Origin of the sequence: Escherichia sp. E10V10 (assembly GCF_004211985.1) — a bacterium.
In the GTDB taxonomy this organism is placed as follows: Bacteria; Pseudomonadota; Gammaproteobacteria; order Enterobacterales; family Enterobacteriaceae; genus Escherichia.
Map to the genome: position 1 here is coordinate 382,935 of NZ_RHJO01000003.1, position 19,965 is coordinate 402,899.

General features: G+C 48.8%; 16 protein-coding genes and 1 pseudogene. 8 read left to right on the top strand and 9 right to left on the bottom strand.

The features are described from left to right. The first annotated feature begins 28 nt into the window (after window positions 1-28). From rlmD to eno, 7 genes are all read left to right on the top strand, one after another. Window positions 29-1,330, top strand: coding sequence for a 23S rRNA (uracil(1939)-C(5))-methyltransferase RlmD (rlmD, locus tag D9736_RS08220; RefSeq protein ID WP_130258094.1), 1,302 nt, complete (start codon window positions 29-31; stop codon window positions 1,328-1,330). A gap of 47 nt (window positions 1,331-1,377) precedes the next feature. Beyond that, window positions 1,378-3,612 carry a GTP diphosphokinase gene (relA, locus tag D9736_RS08225; RefSeq protein WP_130221513.1) on the top strand — a complete coding sequence of 745 codons (2,235 nt, stop codon included), beginning with the start codon at window positions 1,378-1,380 and terminating at the stop codon, window positions 3,610-3,612. Window positions 3,613-3,689: 77 nt separating this feature from the next. Continuing rightward, window positions 3,690-3,938: a type II toxin-antitoxin system antitoxin MazE gene (mazE, locus tag D9736_RS08230; RefSeq protein ID WP_000581937.1), complete on the top strand. Its 249-nt coding sequence runs from the start codon at window positions 3,690-3,692 to the stop codon at window positions 3,936-3,938. Further along, complete coding sequence (gene mazF, locus D9736_RS08235; RefSeq protein WP_130258095.1) at window positions 3,938-4,273, top strand: endoribonuclease MazF; 336 nt, start codon at window positions 3,938-3,940, stop codon at window positions 4,271-4,273. Before mazE ends, mazF begins: the two co-directional genes overlap by 1 nt. Before the next feature lie 70 nt (window positions 4,274-4,343). Further along, complete coding sequence (gene mazG / locus D9736_RS08240; protein WP_112912024.1) at window positions 4,344-5,135, top strand: nucleoside triphosphate pyrophosphohydrolase; 792 nt, start codon at window positions 4,344-4,346, stop codon at window positions 5,133-5,135. A 227-nt stretch (window positions 5,136-5,362) separates the two neighbouring features. Then, window positions 5,363-7,000, top strand: coding sequence for a CTP synthase (glutamine hydrolyzing) (pyrG, locus tag D9736_RS08245; RefSeq protein ID WP_130207680.1), 1,638 nt, complete (start codon window positions 5,363-5,365; stop codon window positions 6,998-7,000). A gap of 88 nt (window positions 7,001-7,088) precedes the next feature. Continuing rightward, entirely contained in the window at window positions 7,089-8,387 is a 1,299-nt protein-coding gene (eno, locus tag D9736_RS08250; RefSeq protein ID WP_064528183.1) for a phosphopyruvate hydratase, read from the top strand. A 59-nt stretch (window positions 8,388-8,446) separates the two neighbouring features. Here eno and D9736_RS08255 read toward each other — a convergent pair whose 3' ends face one another. The 3 genes and pseudogenes from D9736_RS08255 to D9736_RS08265 form a co-directional block, all read right to left on the bottom strand. Next, entirely contained in the window at window positions 8,447-9,367 is a 921-nt protein-coding gene (locus D9736_RS08255) for a YgcG family protein (RefSeq protein WP_130258096.1), read from the bottom strand. 233 nt (window positions 9,368-9,600) lie between these two features. Then, window positions 9,601-10,272 (bottom strand): annotated as a pseudogene (locus D9736_RS08260) (YgcG family protein); the annotation flags it as partial. 13 nt (window positions 10,273-10,285) lie between these two features. Further along, window positions 10,286-10,888, bottom strand: coding sequence for a LemA family protein (locus D9736_RS08265; RefSeq protein WP_130258098.1), 603 nt, complete (start codon window positions 10,886-10,888; stop codon window positions 10,286-10,288). Between the two features lie 172 nt (window positions 10,889-11,060). Between D9736_RS08265 and queE the strand changes: the two genes are divergently transcribed. Next, window positions 11,061-11,732: a 7-carboxy-7-deazaguanine synthase QueE gene (queE, locus tag D9736_RS08270; protein ID WP_130207676.1), complete on the top strand. Its 672-nt coding sequence runs from the start codon at window positions 11,061-11,063 to the stop codon at window positions 11,730-11,732. 85 nt (window positions 11,733-11,817) lie between these two features. On the opposite strand, the gene D9736_RS08275 is transcribed toward queE, so the two are convergent. The 6 genes from D9736_RS08275 to D9736_RS08300 all read right to left on the bottom strand — a co-directional run bounded on the left by D9736_RS08275 (window position 11,818) and on the right by D9736_RS08300 (window position 19,939). Continuing rightward, a complete protein-coding gene (locus D9736_RS08275; RefSeq protein WP_001232702.1) occupies window positions 11,818-12,825 on the bottom strand; it encodes a LacI family DNA-binding transcriptional regulator in 1,008 nt (335 codons plus the stop codon). Between the two features lie 25 nt (window positions 12,826-12,850). After that, window positions 12,851-14,260, bottom strand: a complete 1,410-nt coding sequence (locus D9736_RS08280) for a sucrose-6-phosphate hydrolase (protein WP_130258099.1) — start codon at window positions 14,258-14,260, stop codon at window positions 12,851-12,853. Then, window positions 14,260-15,630 carry a sucrose-specific PTS transporter subunit IIBC gene (locus tag D9736_RS08285; RefSeq protein WP_130214525.1) on the bottom strand — a complete coding sequence of 457 codons (1,371 nt, stop codon included), beginning with the start codon at window positions 15,628-15,630 and terminating at the stop codon, window positions 14,260-14,262. Before D9736_RS08285 ends, D9736_RS08280 begins: the two co-directional genes overlap by 1 nt. A gap of 60 nt (window positions 15,631-15,690) precedes the next feature. Then, entirely contained in the window at window positions 15,691-17,208 is a 1,518-nt protein-coding gene (locus D9736_RS08290) for a carbohydrate porin (RefSeq protein ID WP_130214523.1), read from the bottom strand. Window positions 17,209-17,378: 170 nt separating this feature from the next. Then, window positions 17,379-18,296, bottom strand: a complete 918-nt coding sequence (locus D9736_RS08295; RefSeq protein ID WP_130221518.1) for an aminoimidazole riboside kinase — start codon at window positions 18,294-18,296, stop codon at window positions 17,379-17,381. 164 nt (window positions 18,297-18,460) lie between these two features. Then, window positions 18,461-19,939, bottom strand: a complete 1,479-nt coding sequence (locus D9736_RS08300; protein ID WP_130258100.1) for an FGGY-family carbohydrate kinase — start codon at window positions 19,937-19,939, stop codon at window positions 18,461-18,463. Window positions 19,940-19,965: the final 26 nt, after the last annotated feature.

A 19,965-nucleotide genomic window follows, 5' to 3' on the forward strand; every position in this document is an offset into this window, starting at 1 on the left:
ACACTGTTAAATTGAGAAAGTCTCGCCAATGGCGCAATTCTACTCTGCAAAACGACGCGTGACGACGCGTCAGATCATAACCGTTTCAGGCAACGACCTCGACTCTTTTGGTCAGGGCGTGGCACGACATAACGGAAAAGCGTTATTTATCCCCGGGCTATTGCCGCAGGAAGATGCGGAAGTTACTGTTACTGAAGATAAAAAACAGTATTCCCGCGCTAAAGTCGTGCGCAGGCTAAGCGACAGCCCGGAACGCGAAACGCCACGCTGCCCTCATTTTGGCGTATGCGGCGGCTGTCAGCAACAACACGCCAGCATCGAACTACAGCAGCGAAGCAAAAGTGCGGCGCTCGCCCGGTTAATGAAGCATGACGTCTCTGAAGTGATCGCCGATGTTCCCTGGGGATACCGTCGCCGCGCGCGCTTAAGCCTGAACTATCAGCCGAAAACACAACAATTACAGATGGGATTTCGCAAAGCGGGTTCCAGTGACATTGTCGATGTTAAGCAATGCCCCATTTTAGCGCCCCAACTTGAAGCATTGCTGCCCAAAGTCAGGGCATGCCTGGGCAGCTTACAAGCCATGCGTCATCTTGGGCACGTTGAACTGGTGCAGGCAACCAGCGGCACGCTGATGATTTTACGCCATACCGCACCGCTAAGTTCGGCTGATCGTGAAAAACTGGAACGCTTTTCGCATTCTGAAGGCCTGGATCTGTTTCTCGCCCCCGATAGTGAGATACTCGAAACCGTCTCTGGCGAGATGCCCTGGTATGACTCAAACGGATTGCGTTTAACTTTTAGCCCGCGTGATTTTATTCAGGTCAACGCGGGTGTGAACCAGAAAATGGTAGCGCGCGCGCTGGAGTGGTTGGATGTGCAGGCTGAAGACAGCGTGCTTGATCTGTTCTGCGGTATGGGCAATTTCACACTGCCATTAGCGACACGAGCGGCTAGCGTGGTAGGGGTAGAAGGTGTTGCTGCGCTGGTGGAGAAAGGTCAGGAAAATGCGCGACTTAATGGTTTACAAAATGTGACGTTTTATCATGAAAATCTTGAAGATGATGTCACAAAGCAGCCGTGGGCTAAAAACGGCTTTGACAAAGTGTTGCTGGACCCGGCGCGAGCAGGTGCTGCTGGCGTCATGCAGCAAATTATAAAACTGGAACCCATTCGTATAGTTTATGTATCCTGTAACCCTGCGACGCTGGCTCGGGATAGCGAGGCGTTATTAAAAGCAGGATATACCATTGCGCGACTGGCGATGCTGGATATGTTCCCACACACGGGGCATCTGGAGTCGATGGTGCTTTTTTCGCGCGTTAAATAGTTACGATTTGCTGATTTCGGCAGGTCAGGTCCCTAAAGGAGAGGACAATGGTTGCGGTAAGAAGTGCACATATCAATAAGGCTGGTGAATTTGATCCGGACAAATGGATCGCAAGTCTGGGGATTGCCAGCCAGAAGTCGTGTGAGTGCTTAGCCGAAACCTGGGCGTATTGTCTGCAGCAGACGCAGGGGCATCCGGATGCCAGTTTGCTGTTGTGGCGTGGTGTCGAGATGGTGGAGATCCTCTCGACATTAAGTATGGACATTGACACGCTGCGGGCGGCGCTACTGTTCCCTCTGGCCGATGCCAACGTAGTCAGCGAAGACGTACTGCGCGAGAGCGTCGGTAAGTCGGTCGTTAATCTTATTCACGGTGTGCGCGATATGGCGGCAATCCGCCAGCTGAAAGCGACGCACACTGATTCGGTTTCCTCCGAACAGGTCGATAACGTTCGCCGGATGTTATTGGCGATGGTCGATGACTTCCGTTGCGTGGTCATCAAACTGGCGGAGCGAATTGCCCATCTGCGCGAAGTGAAAGACGCGCCAGAAGATGAACGCGTACTTGCAGCAAAAGAGTGCACCAATATCTACGCGCCGCTGGCGAACCGTCTCGGGATCGGGCAACTGAAATGGGAACTGGAAGATTACTGCTTCCGTTATCTCCACCCGACCGAATACAAGCGCATCGCCAAATTGCTGCATGAACGCCGTCTCGACCGCGAACACTATATCGAAGAGTTTGTCGGTCATCTGCGCGCTGAGATGAAAGCTGAAGGCGTTAAAGCTGAAGTGTATGGTCGTCCGAAACACATCTACAGCATCTGGCGCAAAATGCAGAAAAAGAACCTCGCCTTCGATGAGCTGTTTGATGTCCGTGCAGTACGTATTGTTGCCGAGCGTTTACAAGACTGCTACGCCGCGCTGGGGATAGTGCACACTCACTATCGCCACTTGCCGGATGAATTTGATGATTACGTCGCAAATCCGAAACCAAACGGCTATCAGTCTATTCATACTGTGGTACTGGGGCCGGGTGGCAAAACCGTTGAGATCCAAATCCGCACTAAACAGATGCATGAAGATGCAGAACTGGGCGTTGCTGCGCACTGGAAATACAAAGAAGGCGCGGCAGCTGGCGGCGCACGTTCGGGACATGAAGACCGGATTGCCTGGCTGCGTAAACTGATTGCGTGGCAGGAAGAGATGGCTGATTCCGGTGAAATGCTCGACGAAGTACGCAGTCAGGTGTTTGACGACAGGGTATACGTCTTTACGCCGAAAGGGGATGTTGTTGATTTACCTGCGGGATCAACGCCGCTGGACTTCGCTTATCACATCCACAGCGATGTCGGACACCGCTGCATCGGGGCAAAAATTGGCGGGCGGATTGTGCCATTCACCTACCAGTTACAGATGGGGGACCAGATTGAAATTATCACCCAGAAACAGCCCAATCCCAGCCGTGACTGGTTAAACCCAAACCTGGGCTATGTCACAACCAGCCGTGGGCGTTCGAAAATTCATGCCTGGTTCCGTAAACAGGATCGTGACAAAAACATTCTGGCTGGACGACAAATCCTTGATGACGAGCTGGAACATCTGGGGATCAGCCTGAAAGAAGCAGAAAAACATCTGCTGCCGCGTTACAACTTCAATGATGTCGACGAGTTGCTGGCGGCGATTGGGGGCGGGGATATCCGGCTCAATCAGATGGTGAATTTCCTGCAATCGCAATTTAATAAGCCGAGTGCCGAAGAGCAGGACGCCGCCGCGCTGAAACAGCTTCAGCAAAAAAGCTACACGCCGCAAAACCGCAGTAAAGATAACGGTCGCGTGGTGGTTGAAGGTGTCGGTAACCTGATGCACCACATCGCGCGCTGCTGCCAGCCGATTCCTGGAGATGAGATTGTCGGCTTCATTACCCAGGGGCGCGGTATTTCAGTACACCGCGCCGATTGCGAACAACTGGCGGAACTGCGCTCCCATGCGCCAGAACGCATTGTTGATGCTGTATGGGGCGAGAGCTACTCCGCCGGATATTCGCTGGTGGTCCGCGTGCTGGCTAATGATCGTAGTGGGTTGTTACGTGATATCACGACCATTCTCGCCAATGAGAAAGTGAACGTGCTTGGCGTTGCCAGCCGTAGCGACACCAAACAGCAACTGGCAACCATCGACATGACCATTGAGATTTATAACCTGCAGGTGTTGGGCCGCGTGCTGGGTAAACTCAACCAGGTGCCGGATGTTATCGACGCGCGTCGACTGCACGGGAGTTAGGCCGAAATTTGCTCGTATCTACAATGTAGATTGATATATACTGTATCTACATATGATAGCGGTTTGAGGAAAGGGTTATGATCCACAGTAGCGTAAAGCGTTGGGGAAATTCACCGGCGGTGCGGATCCCGGCTACGTTAATGCAGGCGCTCAATCTGAATATTGATGATGAAGTGAAGATTGACCTGGTGGATGGCAAATTAATTATTGAGCCAGTGCGTAAAGAGCCCGTATTTACGCTTGCTGAACTGGTCAACGACATCACGCCGGAAAACCTCCACGAGAATATCGACTGGGGGGAGCCGAAAGATAAGGAAGTCTGGTAATGGTAAGCCGATACGTACCCGAAACGGGCGATCTGATTTGGGTTGATTTTGACCCGACAAAAGGTAGCGAGCAAGCCGGACATCATCCGGCTGTTGTCCTGAGTCCGTTCATGTACAACAACAAAACAGGTATGTGTCTGTGTGTTCCTTGTACAACGCAATCAAAAGGATATCCGTTCGAAGTTGTTCTATCCGGTCAGGAACGTGATGGCGTAGCGTTAGCTGATCAGGTAAAAAGTATCGCCTGGCGGGCAAGAGGAGTAACGAAGAAAGGAACGGTTGCCCCAGAGGAATTACAACTCATTAAAGCCAAAATTAACGTGCTGATTGGGTAGTGTTACTAACTCACTTCTATTCTGGTCACAGGTTTCCACCTGACGGACCCGCAATTTTCAGGACATTTCAATGAATCAAATCGACCGTTTGCTCACTATCATGCAGCGCCTGCGCGATCCGGAAAACGGCTGCCCGTGGGATAAAGAGCAGACATTTGCTTCTATAGCACCTTACACACTTGAAGAAACCTACGAAGTGCTGGACGCCATTGCCCGCGAAGACTTTGACGATCTGCGCGGTGAGCTCGGCGATCTGTTGTTCCAGGTGGTGTTTTACGCGCAAATGGCCCAGGAAGAAGGGCGCTTTGACTTTAATGATATTTGTGCTGCGATCAGCGATAAATTAGAGCGTCGCCATCCGCATGTTTTTGCTGACAGTTCTGCCGAAAACAGTAGTGAAGTGCTCGCCCGTTGGGAGCAAATCAAAACTGAAGAGCGCGCGCAGAAAGCACAGCATTCGGCGCTGGATGATATTCCTCGTAGTTTACCGGCTTTAATGCGTGCGCAAAAAATCCAGAAACGTTGCGCCAACGTTGGTTTCGACTGGACGACGCTTGGCCCGGTGGTCGATAAAGTCTACGAAGAGATCGACGAGGTGATGTACGAGGCGCGGCAGGCTGTTGTCGACCAGGCTAAACTGGAGGAGGAAATGGGCGACCTGCTGTTTGCAACGGTTAATCTGGCTCGCCATTTAGGGACGAAAGCAGAAATCGCATTGCAAAAAGCGAATGAAAAATTCGAGCGTCGTTTTCGCGAAGTGGAGCGTATTGTTGCCGCGCGTGGACTGGAAATGACAGGTGTTGACCTCGAAACAATGGAAGAAGTCTGGCAACAGGTAAAACGGCAGGAAATTGATCTCTAAGGGAATTACGCGGTCAAGCGCCATTTGTGTCATTTTTTAAATGACAAGCGCTTGATTTGCGTCAAAAACATTTACCCCAAAGGGGCTATTTTCTCACTCCTGATTTCAATAGTGCGCTGGCGAAGAGGAGGGATAATGAAAGTTTGTGGCACAGGTCATGTTCGGGTATACTGCTTTCCCGTCCTGGTTATTCCATCGTCTTTTCAACCTAACTTCTCAGGTTCAGCATGACAACGAACTATATTTTTGTGACCGGCGGGGTCGTATCCTCTCTGGGTAAAGGCATTGCCGCAGCCTCCCTCGCAGCCATTCTTGAAGCCCGTGGCCTCAATGTGACCATCATGAAACTGGATCCGTACATTAACGTCGATCCAGGTACTATGAGCCCAATCCAACACGGGGAAGTGTTCGTTACTGAAGACGGCGCTGAAACCGACCTGGACCTGGGTCACTACGAGCGTTTCATTCGTACCAAAATGAGCCGCCGCAACAACTTCACCACGGGTCGTATCTACTCAGACGTTCTGCGTAAAGAACGCCGCGGTGACTACCTCGGCGCAACCGTACAGGTTATTCCACACATCACTAACGCTATCAAAGAACGCGTTCTTGCAGGTGGTGAAGGCCACGACGTGGTTCTGGTCGAAATCGGCGGTACCGTAGGTGACATCGAATCCCTGCCGTTCCTCGAAGCGATTCGCCAGTTGGCTGTTGAAATTGGCCGTGAGCACACTCTGTTTATGCACCTGACGCTGGTGCCGTACATGGCAGCGTCTGGTGAAGTCAAAACCAAACCGACCCAGCACTCTGTAAAAGAGCTGCTCTCCATCGGTATCCAGCCTGACATCCTGATTTGTCGTTCAGATCGCGCCGTTCCGGCTAACGAACGTGCGAAGATTGCATTGTTCTGTAATGTTCCGGAAAAAGCGGTTATTTCTCTGAAAGACGTCGATTCCATCTATAAAATTCCGGGCCTGTTGAAATCTCAGGGGCTGGACGATTATATTTGTAAACGATTCAGCTTAAACTGCCCGGAAGCGAATCTGTCCGAATGGGAACAGGTTATCTTCGAAGAAGCGAATCCGGTGAGTGAAGTCACTATCGGTATGGTCGGCAAGTACATTGAACTGCCGGACGCTTACAAATCCGTGATCGAAGCTCTGAAACACGGTGGGCTGAAGAATCGTGTCAGCGTCAACATCAAACTGATCGATTCACAAGATGTTGAAACGCGCGGTGTTGAAATCCTTAAAGGTCTGGACGCGATCCTCGTACCTGGTGGTTTCGGCTATCGTGGCGTAGAAGGCATGATTACTACCGCGCGCTTTGCGCGTGAGAACAATATTCCTTATCTGGGCATTTGCCTGGGTATGCAGGTGGCGTTAATTGATTACGCTCGCCATGTTGCCAACATGGAGAACGCCAACTCTACGGAATTTGTGCCAGACTGTAAGTACCCGGTTGTGGCGCTGATTACCGAGTGGCGCGATGAAAACGGCAACGTTGAAGTTCGTAGCGAGAAGAGCGATCTCGGTGGCACCATGCGTCTCGGCGCACAGCAGTGCCAACTGGTTGACAATAGTCTGGTTCGCCAGCTGTACAATGCGCCGACAATTGTTGAGCGTCATCGTCACCGCTACGAAGTCAACAACATGCTGCTGAAACAGATTGAAGATGCAGGTCTGCGCGTTGCGGGCCGTTCCGGGGATGATCAGTTGGTCGAGATCATCGAAGTTCCGAATCACCCGTGGTTCGTGGCTTGCCAGTTCCATCCGGAGTTTACTTCTACTCCACGTGATGGACACCCGCTGTTTGCTGGCTTTGTAAAAGCCGCCAGCGAGTTCCAGAAACGTCAGGCGAAGTAAGTAAAAAAAGTTAGAACGGCAACGCGTACCTTAGGTACGCGTTGTTTGTCTGGAGTTTCAGTTTAACTAGTGACTTGAGGAAAACCTAATGTCCAAAATCGTAAAAATCATCGGTCGTGAAATCATCGACTCCCGTGGTAACCCGACTGTTGAAGCCGAAGTACATCTGGAGGGTGGTTTCGTCGGTATGGCAGCTGCTCCATCAGGTGCTTCTACTGGTTCCCGTGAAGCTCTGGAACTGCGCGATGGCGACAAATCCCGTTTCCTGGGCAAAGGCGTAACCAAAGCTGTTGCTGCGGTTAACGGCCCGATCGCTCAGGCGCTGATTGGCAAAGATGCCAAAGATCAGGCTGGCATTGACAAGATCATGATCGACCTGGACGGCACCGAAAACAAATCTAACTTCGGCGCGAACGCAATCCTGGCTGTATCTCTGGCTAACGCCAAAGCTGCTGCTGCTGCTAAAGGGATGCCTCTGTATGAGCACATCGCTGAACTGAACGGCACTCCGGGCAAATACTCTATGCCGGTTCCGATGATGAACATCATCAACGGTGGTGAGCACGCTGACAACAACGTTGATATCCAGGAATTCATGATTCAGCCGGTTGGCGCGAAAACTGTGAAAGAAGCCATCCGCATGGGTTCTGAAGTTTTCCATCACCTGGCAAAAGTTCTGAAAGCGAAAGGCATGAACACTGCAGTTGGTGACGAAGGTGGCTATGCGCCGAACCTGGGTTCCAACGCTGAAGCTCTGGCTGTTATCGCTGAAGCTGTTAAAGCTGCTGGTTATGAACTGGGCAAAGACATCACTCTGGCGATGGACTGCGCAGCTTCTGAATTCTACAAAGACGGTAAATACGTTCTGGCTGGCGAAGGCAACAAAGCTTTCACCTCTGAAGAATTCACTCACTTCCTGGAAGAACTGACCAAACAGTACCCGATCGTTTCTATCGAAGACGGTCTGGACGAATCTGACTGGGACGGTTTCGCATACCAGACCAAAGTACTGGGCGACAAAATCCAGCTGGTTGGTGACGACCTGTTCGTAACCAACACCAAGATCCTGAAAGAAGGTATCGAAAAAGGTATCGCGAACTCCATCCTGATCAAATTCAACCAGATCGGTTCTCTGACCGAAACTCTGGCTGCAATCAAGATGGCGAAAGACGCTGGCTACACTGCAGTTATCTCTCACCGTTCTGGCGAAACTGAAGACGCTACCATCGCTGACCTGGCTGTTGGTACTGCTGCAGGCCAGATCAAAACTGGTTCTATGAGCCGTTCTGACCGTGTTGCTAAATACAACCAGCTGATTCGTATCGAAGAAGCTCTGGGCGAAAAAGCACCGTACAACGGTCGTAAAGAGATCAAAGGCCAGGCATAAGTCTGACTTTATCTGATTTAAAAATGCCAGCCTTCGGGCTGGCATTTTTTATGGTCGAGTTACCAGCGGCCGGACGCGCCGCCGCCGCCAGAAGAACCGCCACCTCCGCTAAATCCGCCGCCGCCGCTAAACCCACCACCACTTGAGCCGCCACCGGAAGAGGATGAAGAAGAACCTTTTCTTGAAGCTCTTTCTTTACCGAGTTTCTTATATTTGGCGCGTAGTTTTTTACTAACGATAAGCCAAAAGATAAGCAGCACTACGATCGCGAAAGGCGTTAACATACCGCAGGCAACGATTAAATTCGTCCATGGTCCTGGCTCTGCAACATAAAGGAATACCATCCCGTAAATTGCGCCAGTGAGTGCTATCCAGGGGAGATTTGACGGATCGGTAAAAACAATAAAATATGAAAGCACCGCCAGTAATATAATTACAGCAAGCGATAATGGAATAGGGGGATTGATACTGTAGTAATTCCCCCTGTTTTCCGGTAATTCACCATTCAACAGAAGCGCGCCAATATTTTCGCTTGCCAGTGTTAACCCACCCATAAGGTCATCACTTTTGAAGGCAGGGATTAATATATCACGGATAATCTTCGCCGCTTGCAGGTCGGTAACCACCCCTTCCAGCCCGTAGCCCACTTCAATGCGAACTTTACGATCTTCCCAGACGACCAGGATCAGAATACCATCGTCACGCCGCTCATCCCCCAGTTTCCAGCTATCAAAAACGCGAGTTGCATATTGTTCAATGGTATCGTCCCCGGTGGATGGCACAATTAATACGGCGACCTGGGCTCGTGTTTTTTGTGTAATATCCTGCAGCTGCTGTGTCAGTGATTGTTGTTCAGACGAGCTTAACGTACCAGTAATATCGGTCACCTGGTGGCGCAGCTCCGGCACAGCAATTTGCTGGGCAAGCACCGGAAGGCACCACAAAGCGAGTAAAATAAAGATTAAGCGCATTACGATCACCAACGGCCGGAAGCGCCACCGCCACCAGATGAACCGCCGCCACCGCTGAAATTGTCATTGTCGAAAGACGATGAAGAGGAAGATGACGACGATGATGAAGAATGCCAGGAGGCCGGGTTGCTTCTTTCGTAACGTGACGGTCGCTTGGCACTACGCATTGAAGCACGCACCTTTCTGCCGAAAGGTGTGAAAGCGATAGCTACGACCAGGAACGGTGTGGCGAAACATAATAATGTGGCAAGAACTCCCCAGCTCCCGCTATATCCAGCGATGGGAAGTACAAAGGCCAATATTATGGCAGCAAAGCAAATCACTCCCAGCGCTTTGACATATCCTCTGGCAGAAATAAACGTCAGTACTATCGCCCAGACTAACAAAGCCCACCAACCACTAAAGGGTAAAGGGTGATCGGGCGATGTATTATTGCCTAAACCATTTCCTGATAGTCGGGTTTCAATATCACTGATACCCTGTTGCAAGCCGCCAGTAAGGTCGCCTTTTTTAAACGCTGGAATAATACTGTTGCGAATAATTTGCCCGGACTGTGCATCAGTAAGAATACCCTCAAGCCCGTAACCGATTTCAATATGAACTGTATGATCTTGCCAGGCAACTACCAGTAAAATACCGTCATCACGACCTTTATGGCCGGGCTGCCAACTCTCGAACACACGTGTTGCATATTGCTCGATGGTTTCTTCGCCTGTGGTTTCAACCACCAATACCACAAGCTGCGTCTGTTCTTTTTGCGTCAGGGCTTTAATCTGGCTGGTCAGCGTACTTACTTCCCCTCTGGTTAATGTCCCTGTTAAATCATTCATATATTTAGGTGATTCAGGTACTGGAACTTGTACTGCAAACGCAGATGAACAGACCAGAACAAGAAGTAAGATAAAATTTTTCATATAATTAACTCGCCTAATGAGTACTCGCATTCTGGCTAAAATCTATTGTTGGGGCTTTGCTTACTGCGGCGACATCATCCGGCAAATAATTTTTCTTTGGTGTGTAATCCATGACCTTTGCGGTTAACACTGCGGGAAATTTGCGGATAGTGACATTATATTGTTCAATGGCTTTAATATATCTTCCTCGCGCGACAGCAATTCTATTTTCGCTTCCTTCGAGTTGTACCATTAAATTTTGATAGAGTTCCTGAGCCTTTAATTCAGGATAACGTTCACTAATAATCGTTAACTGCCCGAGAGTGCGAGTTACCTGCGCCTGAGCTTGTTGCCAGGCTTGTAATTTTTGCTCATCTCCCGGAGCTTGCTGAAGATCGCTGCTGGCACGATTAGCTTGACTACGAGCTAACGTAACGGCCTCCAGTACCTCTTTTTCATGGCTGGAATAACCTTTAATACTTGCGACAAGATTAGGAATAAGATCGGCGCGACGTTGATACTGATTCAGTACTCCTGACCAGGAGGCATTAACCTGCTCATCATAGGTTTGAATATCGTTATAACCGCAACCTGATAAATTGAAAATAAATATAAATACGATGAATATTCTAAACATGTTTAAATCCCTTTTATTTAATCCTTTAAAACATAATACGCCGCTTCATTTTATTCTTAATGATCTGATTCACTTTTTACCTTAAACCCGCCTGTAACAGAATGTTAATAAGACATGATTGTTGCGGCAGGATCTGCAATAATTAACAATTATCCACTTCTCAGAGAATGCTATGCAGTACCCGATTAACGAGATGTTCCAGACCCTGCAAGGTGAGGGTTACTTTACCGGCGTCCCCGCCATTTTTATTCGTTTACAGGGATGCCCGGTCGGCTGTGCCTGGTGCGACACCAAACACACATGGGAAAAGCTTGAGGATCGGGAAGTTTCCCTTTTCAGCATTCTGGGGAAAACGAAAGAGAGTGATAAGTGGGGAGCAGCAAGCAGTGAAGACTTGCTCGCAGTCATCGGTCGTCAGGGATACACCGCGCGTCACGTGGTGATTACGGGTGGTGAACCTTGTATTCATGACTTAATGCCACTAACTGACCTGCTCGAAAAGAACGGTTTCAGTTGCCAGATAGAAACCAGCGGTACTCATGAAGTGCGTTGTACGCCGAATACCTGGGTCACCGTGTCGCCAAAACTGAATATGCGTGGCGGTTATGAAGTATTGTCGCAAGCCCTGGAGCGAGCTAACGAAATCAAACACCCAGTTGGACGCGTACGGGATATCGAAGCACTGGATGAATTGCTGGCGACGCTGACCGATGATAAACCGCGAATCATTGCACTTCAGCCAATTAGCCAGAAGGAAGATGCTACGCGTTTGTGCATTGAAACTTGCATTGCGCGCAACTGGCGTTTGTCGATGCAAACGCATAAATATTTAAATATTGCCTGATTTGATTATGCATCATTAATATTTAACGTTCAGGTTGAAAAACAATCGCCCCGTTTTACAGGGGCGATGCAAGATAGTGACGGGATTATCGATAGCGTTTTTGTAAACTGGCAGGAAGATAACGCTGTAACGGGGATGGTGTTTCACCTTCAATCAGTTGCGAAATAAGCTCAAAGCAGTGAAAAGCAAGTTGGCGATTATCCTGTTGTATCGTGTCGATTCTTACCGAAAGTGAATCATACAAGTAATGATCATCAAAACTCGCCAGGTGGATTTTACTGTCGAGTAAATTATATTGGCTCATATAGCGCAGAACGCCTTCCAGTAACCCACAAGCTGCAGTGAATAATGCTTTAGGGGGACGTCCTAAACGAGCGCATAGTGCGGCAAACATTTCATATCCTGAGCTCGGATGATAATTACCGTGAATAATCCATTCAGGTTGTAGCGTTACTCCGGCTTGCTGCAAGCCTTGTGTAAATCCTTCCAGTCGATCGCGTGTCGGTGACAAACGGGGTTGTCCGCCCAGAAAATAGAATTCATCCGGGTGACTCCGTGCAATATCTGCCACCAGGGCGGCGGTGGGAGAAACAGAGTCAGTAATGACCAATGGCAATGTGCTGCCGTTCATGTGGCGATCGAACAACACAACAGGTAATTGCTCGCTAAGTTTTTGATAGTCATTATCATGCAGCATACTGGATGCGACGATTAACCCATCAACCTGGCGGGCAATCATATTGTTCACCACCATTGTTTCCTGTGAAGGATTTTCATCAGTACAGGATATGAGGAGCTGGACGCCCGCTTCCCGACACAATGTTTCCAGTTCATGGGAAAATACTGCAAATCCGTAGTTAGTGATTTCAGGAACGACAAGACCAATGGTATGACTGCGGTTGTCCCGTAATGAGCGGGCATGAATACTGGGCTGATAATGCTGCTGTTGGGCAATACTCAGCACACGCTCACGCGTTTCCTGCGCAACACGTAACTCTTTGCCACGACCATTGAGAACCAGACTGGCGGTTGCTTTAGACACTCCCGCCAGTTCAGCAATGTCTTTAATAGTAACGCGTTTGGTTTTTCTCACGACGAGGATCCGTAATTCAAAACCCTCATTCTACCATGCAGGCGCGTAGCGACCAGTAGTGTAACGTGACGTCAGACTCACCCTGTAATATCAGCGAAGCTGGATGATGGGGAAAATAACGATTGCTCATTACACCTTCGCCATTATTGATGAATATTTCTACGCTGGAACTGTCACAGAGAATCTTCAGTGACGTTACGCTTCCTCGCCAGTAACGAGTTAGTTTCTCTTGCCCTGCAAGGCTTTTCCTCTGTAGTTGAATACCATCGGCATCGAGATGTAGTGCCAGTGCGTTGCCAAAATTCAGATACAGCTCACCCGACGGAATGATGTCCATTTCCAGGCGTTCAATTTCGACATGCGGCGCATAATCCGCTTTTCCTTGCCAGAAGTGTTCAGCTTCACGCAGTTGCGTGAGTTCCCTGATTGGCATCTGCAACAATTTTCCCTTCTGGAATGAGAGTTCGCGCAAACAGGTCATTTGATGCTGCCAATGATGTTTTCTGGTTGGTTGCAACATCTCTTCACCATCAGGAACCCCCATCCAACCAACCAGCAATCGTCGCCCGTCCGGGGCTTCCATCGTCTGTGGCGCATAGAATTCAAACCCCGCATCCAGCTCTGAGAAAGCGCCATGCGTAAATTTGCCTGTCTCGTAATCAAACTGTCCATGTAGCCAGGCGCAGGGATAAGTATTCAGATAGCGCTCATGTTCGCGCGCCATTCCCTGGGGGCAGCAGAGGAGAATGTATTCACCATCAAGGGCGAAAAGATCAGGACATTCCCACATGTATCCTGCATTATCTATTTCATTCAGACCGTTACCAGCAATTTCTCCATGAAAAGACCAGGTATTCAGATCGACAGAGGAATACAGCAGCACTTTCCCCCGTTTCTCTTTATCTTGTGCGCCAAGCACCATGTACCATCGGCTGTTGTGCTTCCAGACTTTTGGATCACGAACATGCCCGGTGTAACCATCAGGTAACGGTATTACCGGGCCTAATTTATCAAACCCACCCTGGTTATTTTCGGTGGCCAGACATTGCCATGCTGTTCTGCTACCATCATCAAACTTAACATTACCGGTATAGCAAAGTGTGAGAACTCCCTGATTATTAACCGCGCTTCCTGAGTAACAACCATTACGGTCGTACTCTTTATCAGGCATTAGCGCTAATGGTTCATGCTGCCAGTGCAATAAATCCGTCGAACTCCAGTGCCCCCAACATTTGTACTTATGATCACAAGCCAGTGGATTCCACTGATAAAACAGATGATAGCGGCCTCCTGACCAGCAAAAGCCATTTGGATCGTTCATTAGTCCGGTGACTGGAGCGAGATGCCAACAAGGATAGTGGGCATCTGCCTGTGCTTTGGGCTGACCTTTCATAACTGCCTGTAAAATCGCGGGCATTTGTGAAGGCATCGACATTATTCCTCGTCCGTTTTGTATTTGAGTAATAAAGAGAGACTAAAAGCGACAGCGAAAGCAATCGCCATTCCAATAATATAATTAACCAACGATGTTGGCTGAACTATTGCCATGCCGGGTATTGCTGTCAGACCAACGGCAGTCATATAAACGTGAACAGAGACAACCCAGGCACCGCCGGCAGCGCCACCAATTAAGGCAGCAATAAAAGGTTTAACAAAACGAAGATTGATACCAAAAATAGCGGCTTCAGTTATACCTAACATTGCGGAAAAGGCCGAGGGCAGGGTGATTGCTTTAATTTTTGTATCTTTGGTTTTAAACCATACCGCCAGACATGCACCGCCTTGCGCAACGTTTGCCATTGCCCAAATAGGCAGCAGGAAATTGACACCAATTGCAGGATTTCCTAAAAGCCCGGCTTCAATTGCGTGAAAACTATGATGGATGCCAGTAATTACAATGGCTGAATATAGCCCACCGAATAACAACCCTGCTAACCAGCCAGCGTGTGCAATCAGCGTGCTGAGAACGAAAGAGATACCATCGCCTAACGCTCGTCCTGCTGGACCAATGATTAAAAGAGCGATAAAGCCAGAAATGACGACTGTCAGAAATGGCGTCAGAATGAGATCCAGGGCATCAGGGATAAACCTGCGTAACTGTTTTTCCACTATGCTCATAAACCACACGGCTAAAAGCACGGGGAAAACCGTTCCCTGGTAACCAATCATAGCGATTTCAAAACCGAAGAAGTCCATTGTCTGAAATCCCGCAGCAACGCCCCAGGCATTCGTGAGTGCTGGGTGAGTCAGGATACCTCCTAAGGTCGCGCCAAGATAAGGATTACCACCAAATTCACGAGCAGCAGTAAAGCCTATCAGGATGGGAAGAATAATAAATGCGGCTGAACTGCACATATCCAGCATGATATAAATCGCATTATCGGCATTCACCCAGCCATACGTTTTTACCATTCCCAGAAGTCCCATTAATAAACCAGAAGCAACAATGGCAGGAATGATGGGTACAAAAATATTCGACAGTAAGCGTGCAATTCGCTGAAAAGGATTGAGTTTTTGAGCGGCAATACGCGCGGTATCTGATTTACTGGATTCGCTAATGCCCGCGGCCTGAATAAAGGCAGCATAGACTTTATTAACCACGCCGGTGCCAAAGATGATCTGCATTTGCCCTGAATTACGAAAACAACCTTTCACTCCATCAATCTGGCCAATGGCATCTTGATCGGCAAGTGTGTCGTCAACCAGTACCAGTCGTAGGCGAGTAGCACAATGTGCTGCACTGGCGATGTTCTCCTTACCACCTAATAAAGGAAGCAACGATTGGGCGATTTTATCGAAATCCATATAACCCTCTAATTCATTGTTATTTCAGTAAAAGCCTCACATTCGTGAGGCTGTCTGGTATTAAAACCAGGTTTCCATTTGGACACCAAAATTCCACTCTCCGCCAGTGTTGAACCCACTGCTGCCGAAAGCGTCATTGCTGGCAAAATCATCAAGTTTGCTGCTCCAGTCCATCCAGGTGGCAAACAGGCGAAGCTCCGGACGGCTAAAGAAATTATTGATATCGTTAGCTTTTAGAGTTGGTGCAAAGGTGAGTTTATAGAAGCTGCCGTTCACGGCGTTATGGTTCTGATACCCCTTCGGCTTCAGATCCATATATTGATAGCTACCCTCAAAGGCCAGGGCAAAATTCTGTGTTACTTCTTTGATCAGGCGTGTATTGAAGGTTACCCATTCATAACTATCGCCTTTGACGTAACGATCTTTGCTGCTTTGCGCGAGAATGGCTGGTGCAACATACCAACCGCTTCCCAGAGGTGTTGTGCCATAAGATGCGAAGCGCCAGGTATTTGCCTCAGACAGCAGGGCGCCATCGGAGCCAATACCTTTGACTTCCGCACCCAGTCCATGACCATATAGCAGTGCTGTTTTTGCCGTCCCTTCACGCAGGCCATAGAAAGTGTCATTGTGCAGACCAACCAACGCATGTACGCCAGTATTTGCAGCATCAGTCTGAATGAGATCACCATTGGCATCTTTTCGATCATCATTATCTTTTGCCCGTAATCCGCTAACCATCAACTGGAAGGGGCCAGCATAATGATTCATGGTGAGGATGTAGTTCTGAACGTTATTGTCGATATCATCGAGATCGCCGAAATTGCGTCCGTAGAGAGAAAAGTTACTGCGGAATGTATCGTTCCATTTTACGTCATAGATACCACCGCCCGTTCCCGCCAAAAATACGACATCGGAATCTAACCAGTGAATATCAAAATTGTCGCGATCAAAGCGTTTACCAGCCCAGACAGTACTGTCTTTGAATGCTCCGGTAAAACTTGGCAATGTGCCTAGTTCGGCAAAAGCCTGTCGGATATTCAGGTTACTGGAACCGCCAGTCCAGTCGTTGTAATCTCTTTGTCCGTCAGCCAACATTGCTTTAAAGCGCGTGGTCGCACCGTTATCCAGTGTTTGTTTATGTTCTACATTTAATTCGACGTAGGTATCGGCTTCATTTCCCAGACGGCCAACAGCTCCACCGGTTTCACCTGCGGGAGTCAGATACGGCCCACTTTTGCTGCTGGAAGCGGCATCATTCATCAGTAACCCGGAACGGGCATAGCCATGAAACTCAAAGCCACTGTTCTCTGCGGATTTCTGTTCGAGTTGGACTGTTCTCTGTGCTACTTCCTGAGTTGTTACCTGATTTCGTTGTTGTGTTTCAGCCAGTTTCTGCACCTGCAATTCAGCCGTTTTTGCCCTTGTTTCTGCCGCCTGGGCGCGGGATTCCGCATTTTTTAAACGTTGTTCCAACGCAGCCAGTCGAGATTCGATACTGCTAATATCCGTTTGTGCATGTACCGTTGTTGCACCGGTCAGCAAAGCAATTAACACTGCCAAGGTTGTTTTTTTATACATAATTTGTCGCGTCCCATCAGAGAATTATAAATTTTGCTAAAATGCTAAACCGGTTTAGGTTTTGATGATAAAGCTGACTTTTTAGCCAGAGCAATCATTTTCGCTAAACCGGTTTAGTAAATGTGACAAGCACGACAAATCGGGTTACAGATACAGCAGCAGGATCACTATTATGAAGGGAGATCGTGTTGTCGGGGTAAGGCTGTCATGGCGCCCTTAGCCGTGGTTGCCAGAGCACCACAAGTCTGAGCTTGTGCGATGATCCGTTCAAGCAATCTGGTATTTGTTGGGATTCCGGAGTCGGCCAGGCCAGCAAGTAATCCTGCGACAAAAGCATCTCCTGCCCCGGTCGTATCGACGACAGAAACAGGCCTGGCTGGATAGTGGATAAACTGCCCCTGAAAATACACAAGTACGCCATTTTTTCCTTGTGTAATAAGCAATAAAGTCAACGAATAACGCTGCACTAATGAATGCGCGCCTTGCTGAACCTGGCTTTTGCCACTGATGAATAGCAACTCTTCTTCGGACAATTTAGCGATATTCGCCAGCGAAAGTGCGCGATCAAGGTATTTTCTTAATAGCGCTTCACTCTGCCAGAGATCGCTGCGAATATTGGGATCAAAACTGATGTTTCCGCCAGCCTGGCGGATTTTCTCCATAGCCAGAAATGCGGTACTTCGGGAAGGTTCTGCACTGAGCGCAATGGAACAAAGATGGAGCCATTCACCCGGTCCGAATGCAGGAAGGTCATCAGGTTGTAAAAAAAGATCGGCACTTGGACGTACCATAAAGGTAAAGTTTCTTTCTCCTTGCTCATCAAGTCCTACAGCCACAATTGAGGTGCGATGTTGGGGATCAAGTGACATATAACGTGTATCAACATTTTCTGCACTCAGAGTCTGATACATAAAACGACCGAAAGGATCATCGCCAACTTTGCCAATAAAGGCACTTTTTCCCCCCAGCCTTGCGATACCGACTGCAACATTAGCCGGCGCCCCACCAGGACACTGTAGTAGCCTCCCCTGGCTTTCGGGTAATAAATCAACAACCGCATCACCGAGTACCCATACTCTTGCGCTCATAAAGGCTCCATTACACTAATTGCTAAATCAATTAAATCGGTTTAGCAATTAAAGCATAAACGCTGCTCAGGAGAGAACAATATTCATCAATGGTTACCCGGTATTTTGTGGTGGGAACGTGAATATGCCGGGATTAATCATTTACCCGGCACTGTTTATCTCACTTACGCATTCGACCAGCTCTGGATAGAATCCGCATTCCCCAGCTCACCATGCATCACTTCATACGATTTTTTCAGAATCACATCAGTGTGTTTGGTTAAATCTTTGAAAATGCCTTTATTCATCGCGTCGTAGCGTTTGGCATTGCTCTCAACAGGCATAAAGATATCTTTCACGCGAACCATTTTTTCGACAGCCGTTGCGTAATCTGGATACAGACCAAGCCCTACAGCCGTGTTGATCGCCGCCCCCAGGCTTGCACAACCGTTAATGGCATTACGGCGTGCCGGAAGGTTGAACACGTCGGCAAAAATTTGCATAAACAGATCGCTGTTTGAACCGCCGCCAGTAATGATCACATGTTTGGCAAAGTGATTCATTTCATTACACATATTGTCGTAATTGTTCTTCAGCGTCAGCACCACGCTTTCCAGTATTGAACGGTATATCCATGCGTAATCCATGCTGGAATCAAAACCGATCATAATCCCGCGTTTGTACGGTTCCCACGGATTGGTCAGCCAGTCCAGCACCGTCATCAGACCATTACAGCCAGGCGGCACACAAGAAGCTTTTTTGTTGAGCAAATCTTCCGGTGAAAGATCCTGTGCTTTGGCATCCTGAATTAACGACTCGCCTAACATGTCGCGCAGCCAGCTCACTGTCCACATGCCTTTTCGGATACCGTAACCTTCATACAGCAATGTTTCCGGAATAGAAGACATAATCGGCCAGTACGCTACCGGAGCTTTCGGCAGTGCTTTGCCGTTCATCATCAATGCGATGTAAGTGCCAAGAGAAATTACCGCAGTTTCATCATCCAGTAACCCGGCTCCCAGAGCTTCTACCGGTTTATCACTGGTGGTACAAACAACCGGCAGTCCTGCCGGGAAATGTGTCGCCAGTGCGGCTTGTGGTGTGATATGTCCGAGGACGGTGCCAGGCATTTGCACATCAAACAGCATATGACGGGGGATATTAAACTTCTCCATTACCGCAGCATCTTCACTCCATGCCCAGGTCTTATAATCCACTGGCCACTGACCAAAATAGTTGGCGATATTGTCCTTAAATTCGCCGGTTAAGCGATGCGTCAGATAACCGGAAAAAGAGGTGACATACGCCACGTCAGGATTCGTGTGTTCGTAAGGGCGTGTAACGCGTGCATCCTGCCAGCTAATCAACGGCGCAGCAGGCGTGCCATCGGCTTTCAACAACGCACGGCAGCAACGGATGGAGCCCAGGCCGATGCCAACAATATCTTCTTTATTCCCGGCAAACTGGCTCATTAAATCGTGACCTGCAAAACATAATGATGCCCATAAATCGTCGTCAGGATGTTCTGCGGTATCGGCATCTGGCGTGTGCATCGGCTGCAATAAGCCTTTCCCTTCGCAAACCACATTACCTTCCAGATCGTACATCACTACTTTTGTGCTCTGACTTCCGCCATCAATCCCTATGATGTATTTCTTCGACATGATTTTTCTCCTGTAATTTTTCTGGC

Bases quoted from the DNA above. Each gene is read 5' to 3' on its own strand.
- queE (WP_130207676.1), top strand. From the start codon at position 11,061: ATGCAGTACCCGATTAACGAGATGTTCCAGACCCTGCAAGGTGAGGGT.
- D9736_RS08265 (WP_130258098.1), bottom strand. From the start codon at position 10,888: ATGTTTAGAATATTCATCGTATTTATATTTATTTTCAATTTATCAGGT.
- D9736_RS08290 (WP_130214523.1), bottom strand. From the start codon at position 17,208: ATGTATAAAAAAACAACCTTGGCAGTGTTAATTGCTTTGCTGACCGGT.
- D9736_RS08285 (WP_130214525.1), bottom strand. From the start codon at position 15,630: ATGGATTTCGATAAAATCGCCCAATCGTTGCTTCCTTTATTAGGTGGT.
- rlmD (WP_130258094.1), top strand. From the start codon at position 29: ATGGCGCAATTCTACTCTGCAAAACGACGCGTGACGACGCGTCAGATC.
- mazG (WP_112912024.1), top strand. From the start codon at position 4,344: ATGAATCAAATCGACCGTTTGCTCACTATCATGCAGCGCCTGCGCGAT.
- pyrG (WP_130207680.1), top strand. From the start codon at position 5,363: ATGACAACGAACTATATTTTTGTGACCGGCGGGGTCGTATCCTCTCTG.
- D9736_RS08280 (WP_130258099.1), bottom strand. From the start codon at position 14,260: ATGTCGATGCCTTCACAAATGCCCGCGATTTTACAGGCAGTTATGAAA.
- eno (WP_064528183.1), top strand. From the start codon at position 7,089: ATGTCCAAAATCGTAAAAATCATCGGTCGTGAAATCATCGACTCCCGT.
- relA (WP_130221513.1), top strand. From the start codon at position 1,378: ATGGTTGCGGTAAGAAGTGCACATATCAATAAGGCTGGTGAATTTGAT.
- D9736_RS08300 (WP_130258100.1), bottom strand. From the start codon at position 19,939: ATGTCGAAGAAATACATCATAGGGATTGATGGCGGAAGTCAGAGCACA.
- mazF (WP_130258095.1), top strand. From the start codon at position 3,938: ATGGTAAGCCGATACGTACCCGAAACGGGCGATCTGATTTGGGTTGAT.
- mazE (WP_000581937.1), top strand. From the start codon at position 3,690: ATGATCCACAGTAGCGTAAAGCGTTGGGGAAATTCACCGGCGGTGCGG.
- D9736_RS08295 (WP_130221518.1), bottom strand. From the start codon at position 18,296: ATGAGCGCAAGAGTATGGGTACTCGGTGATGCGGTTGTTGATTTATTA.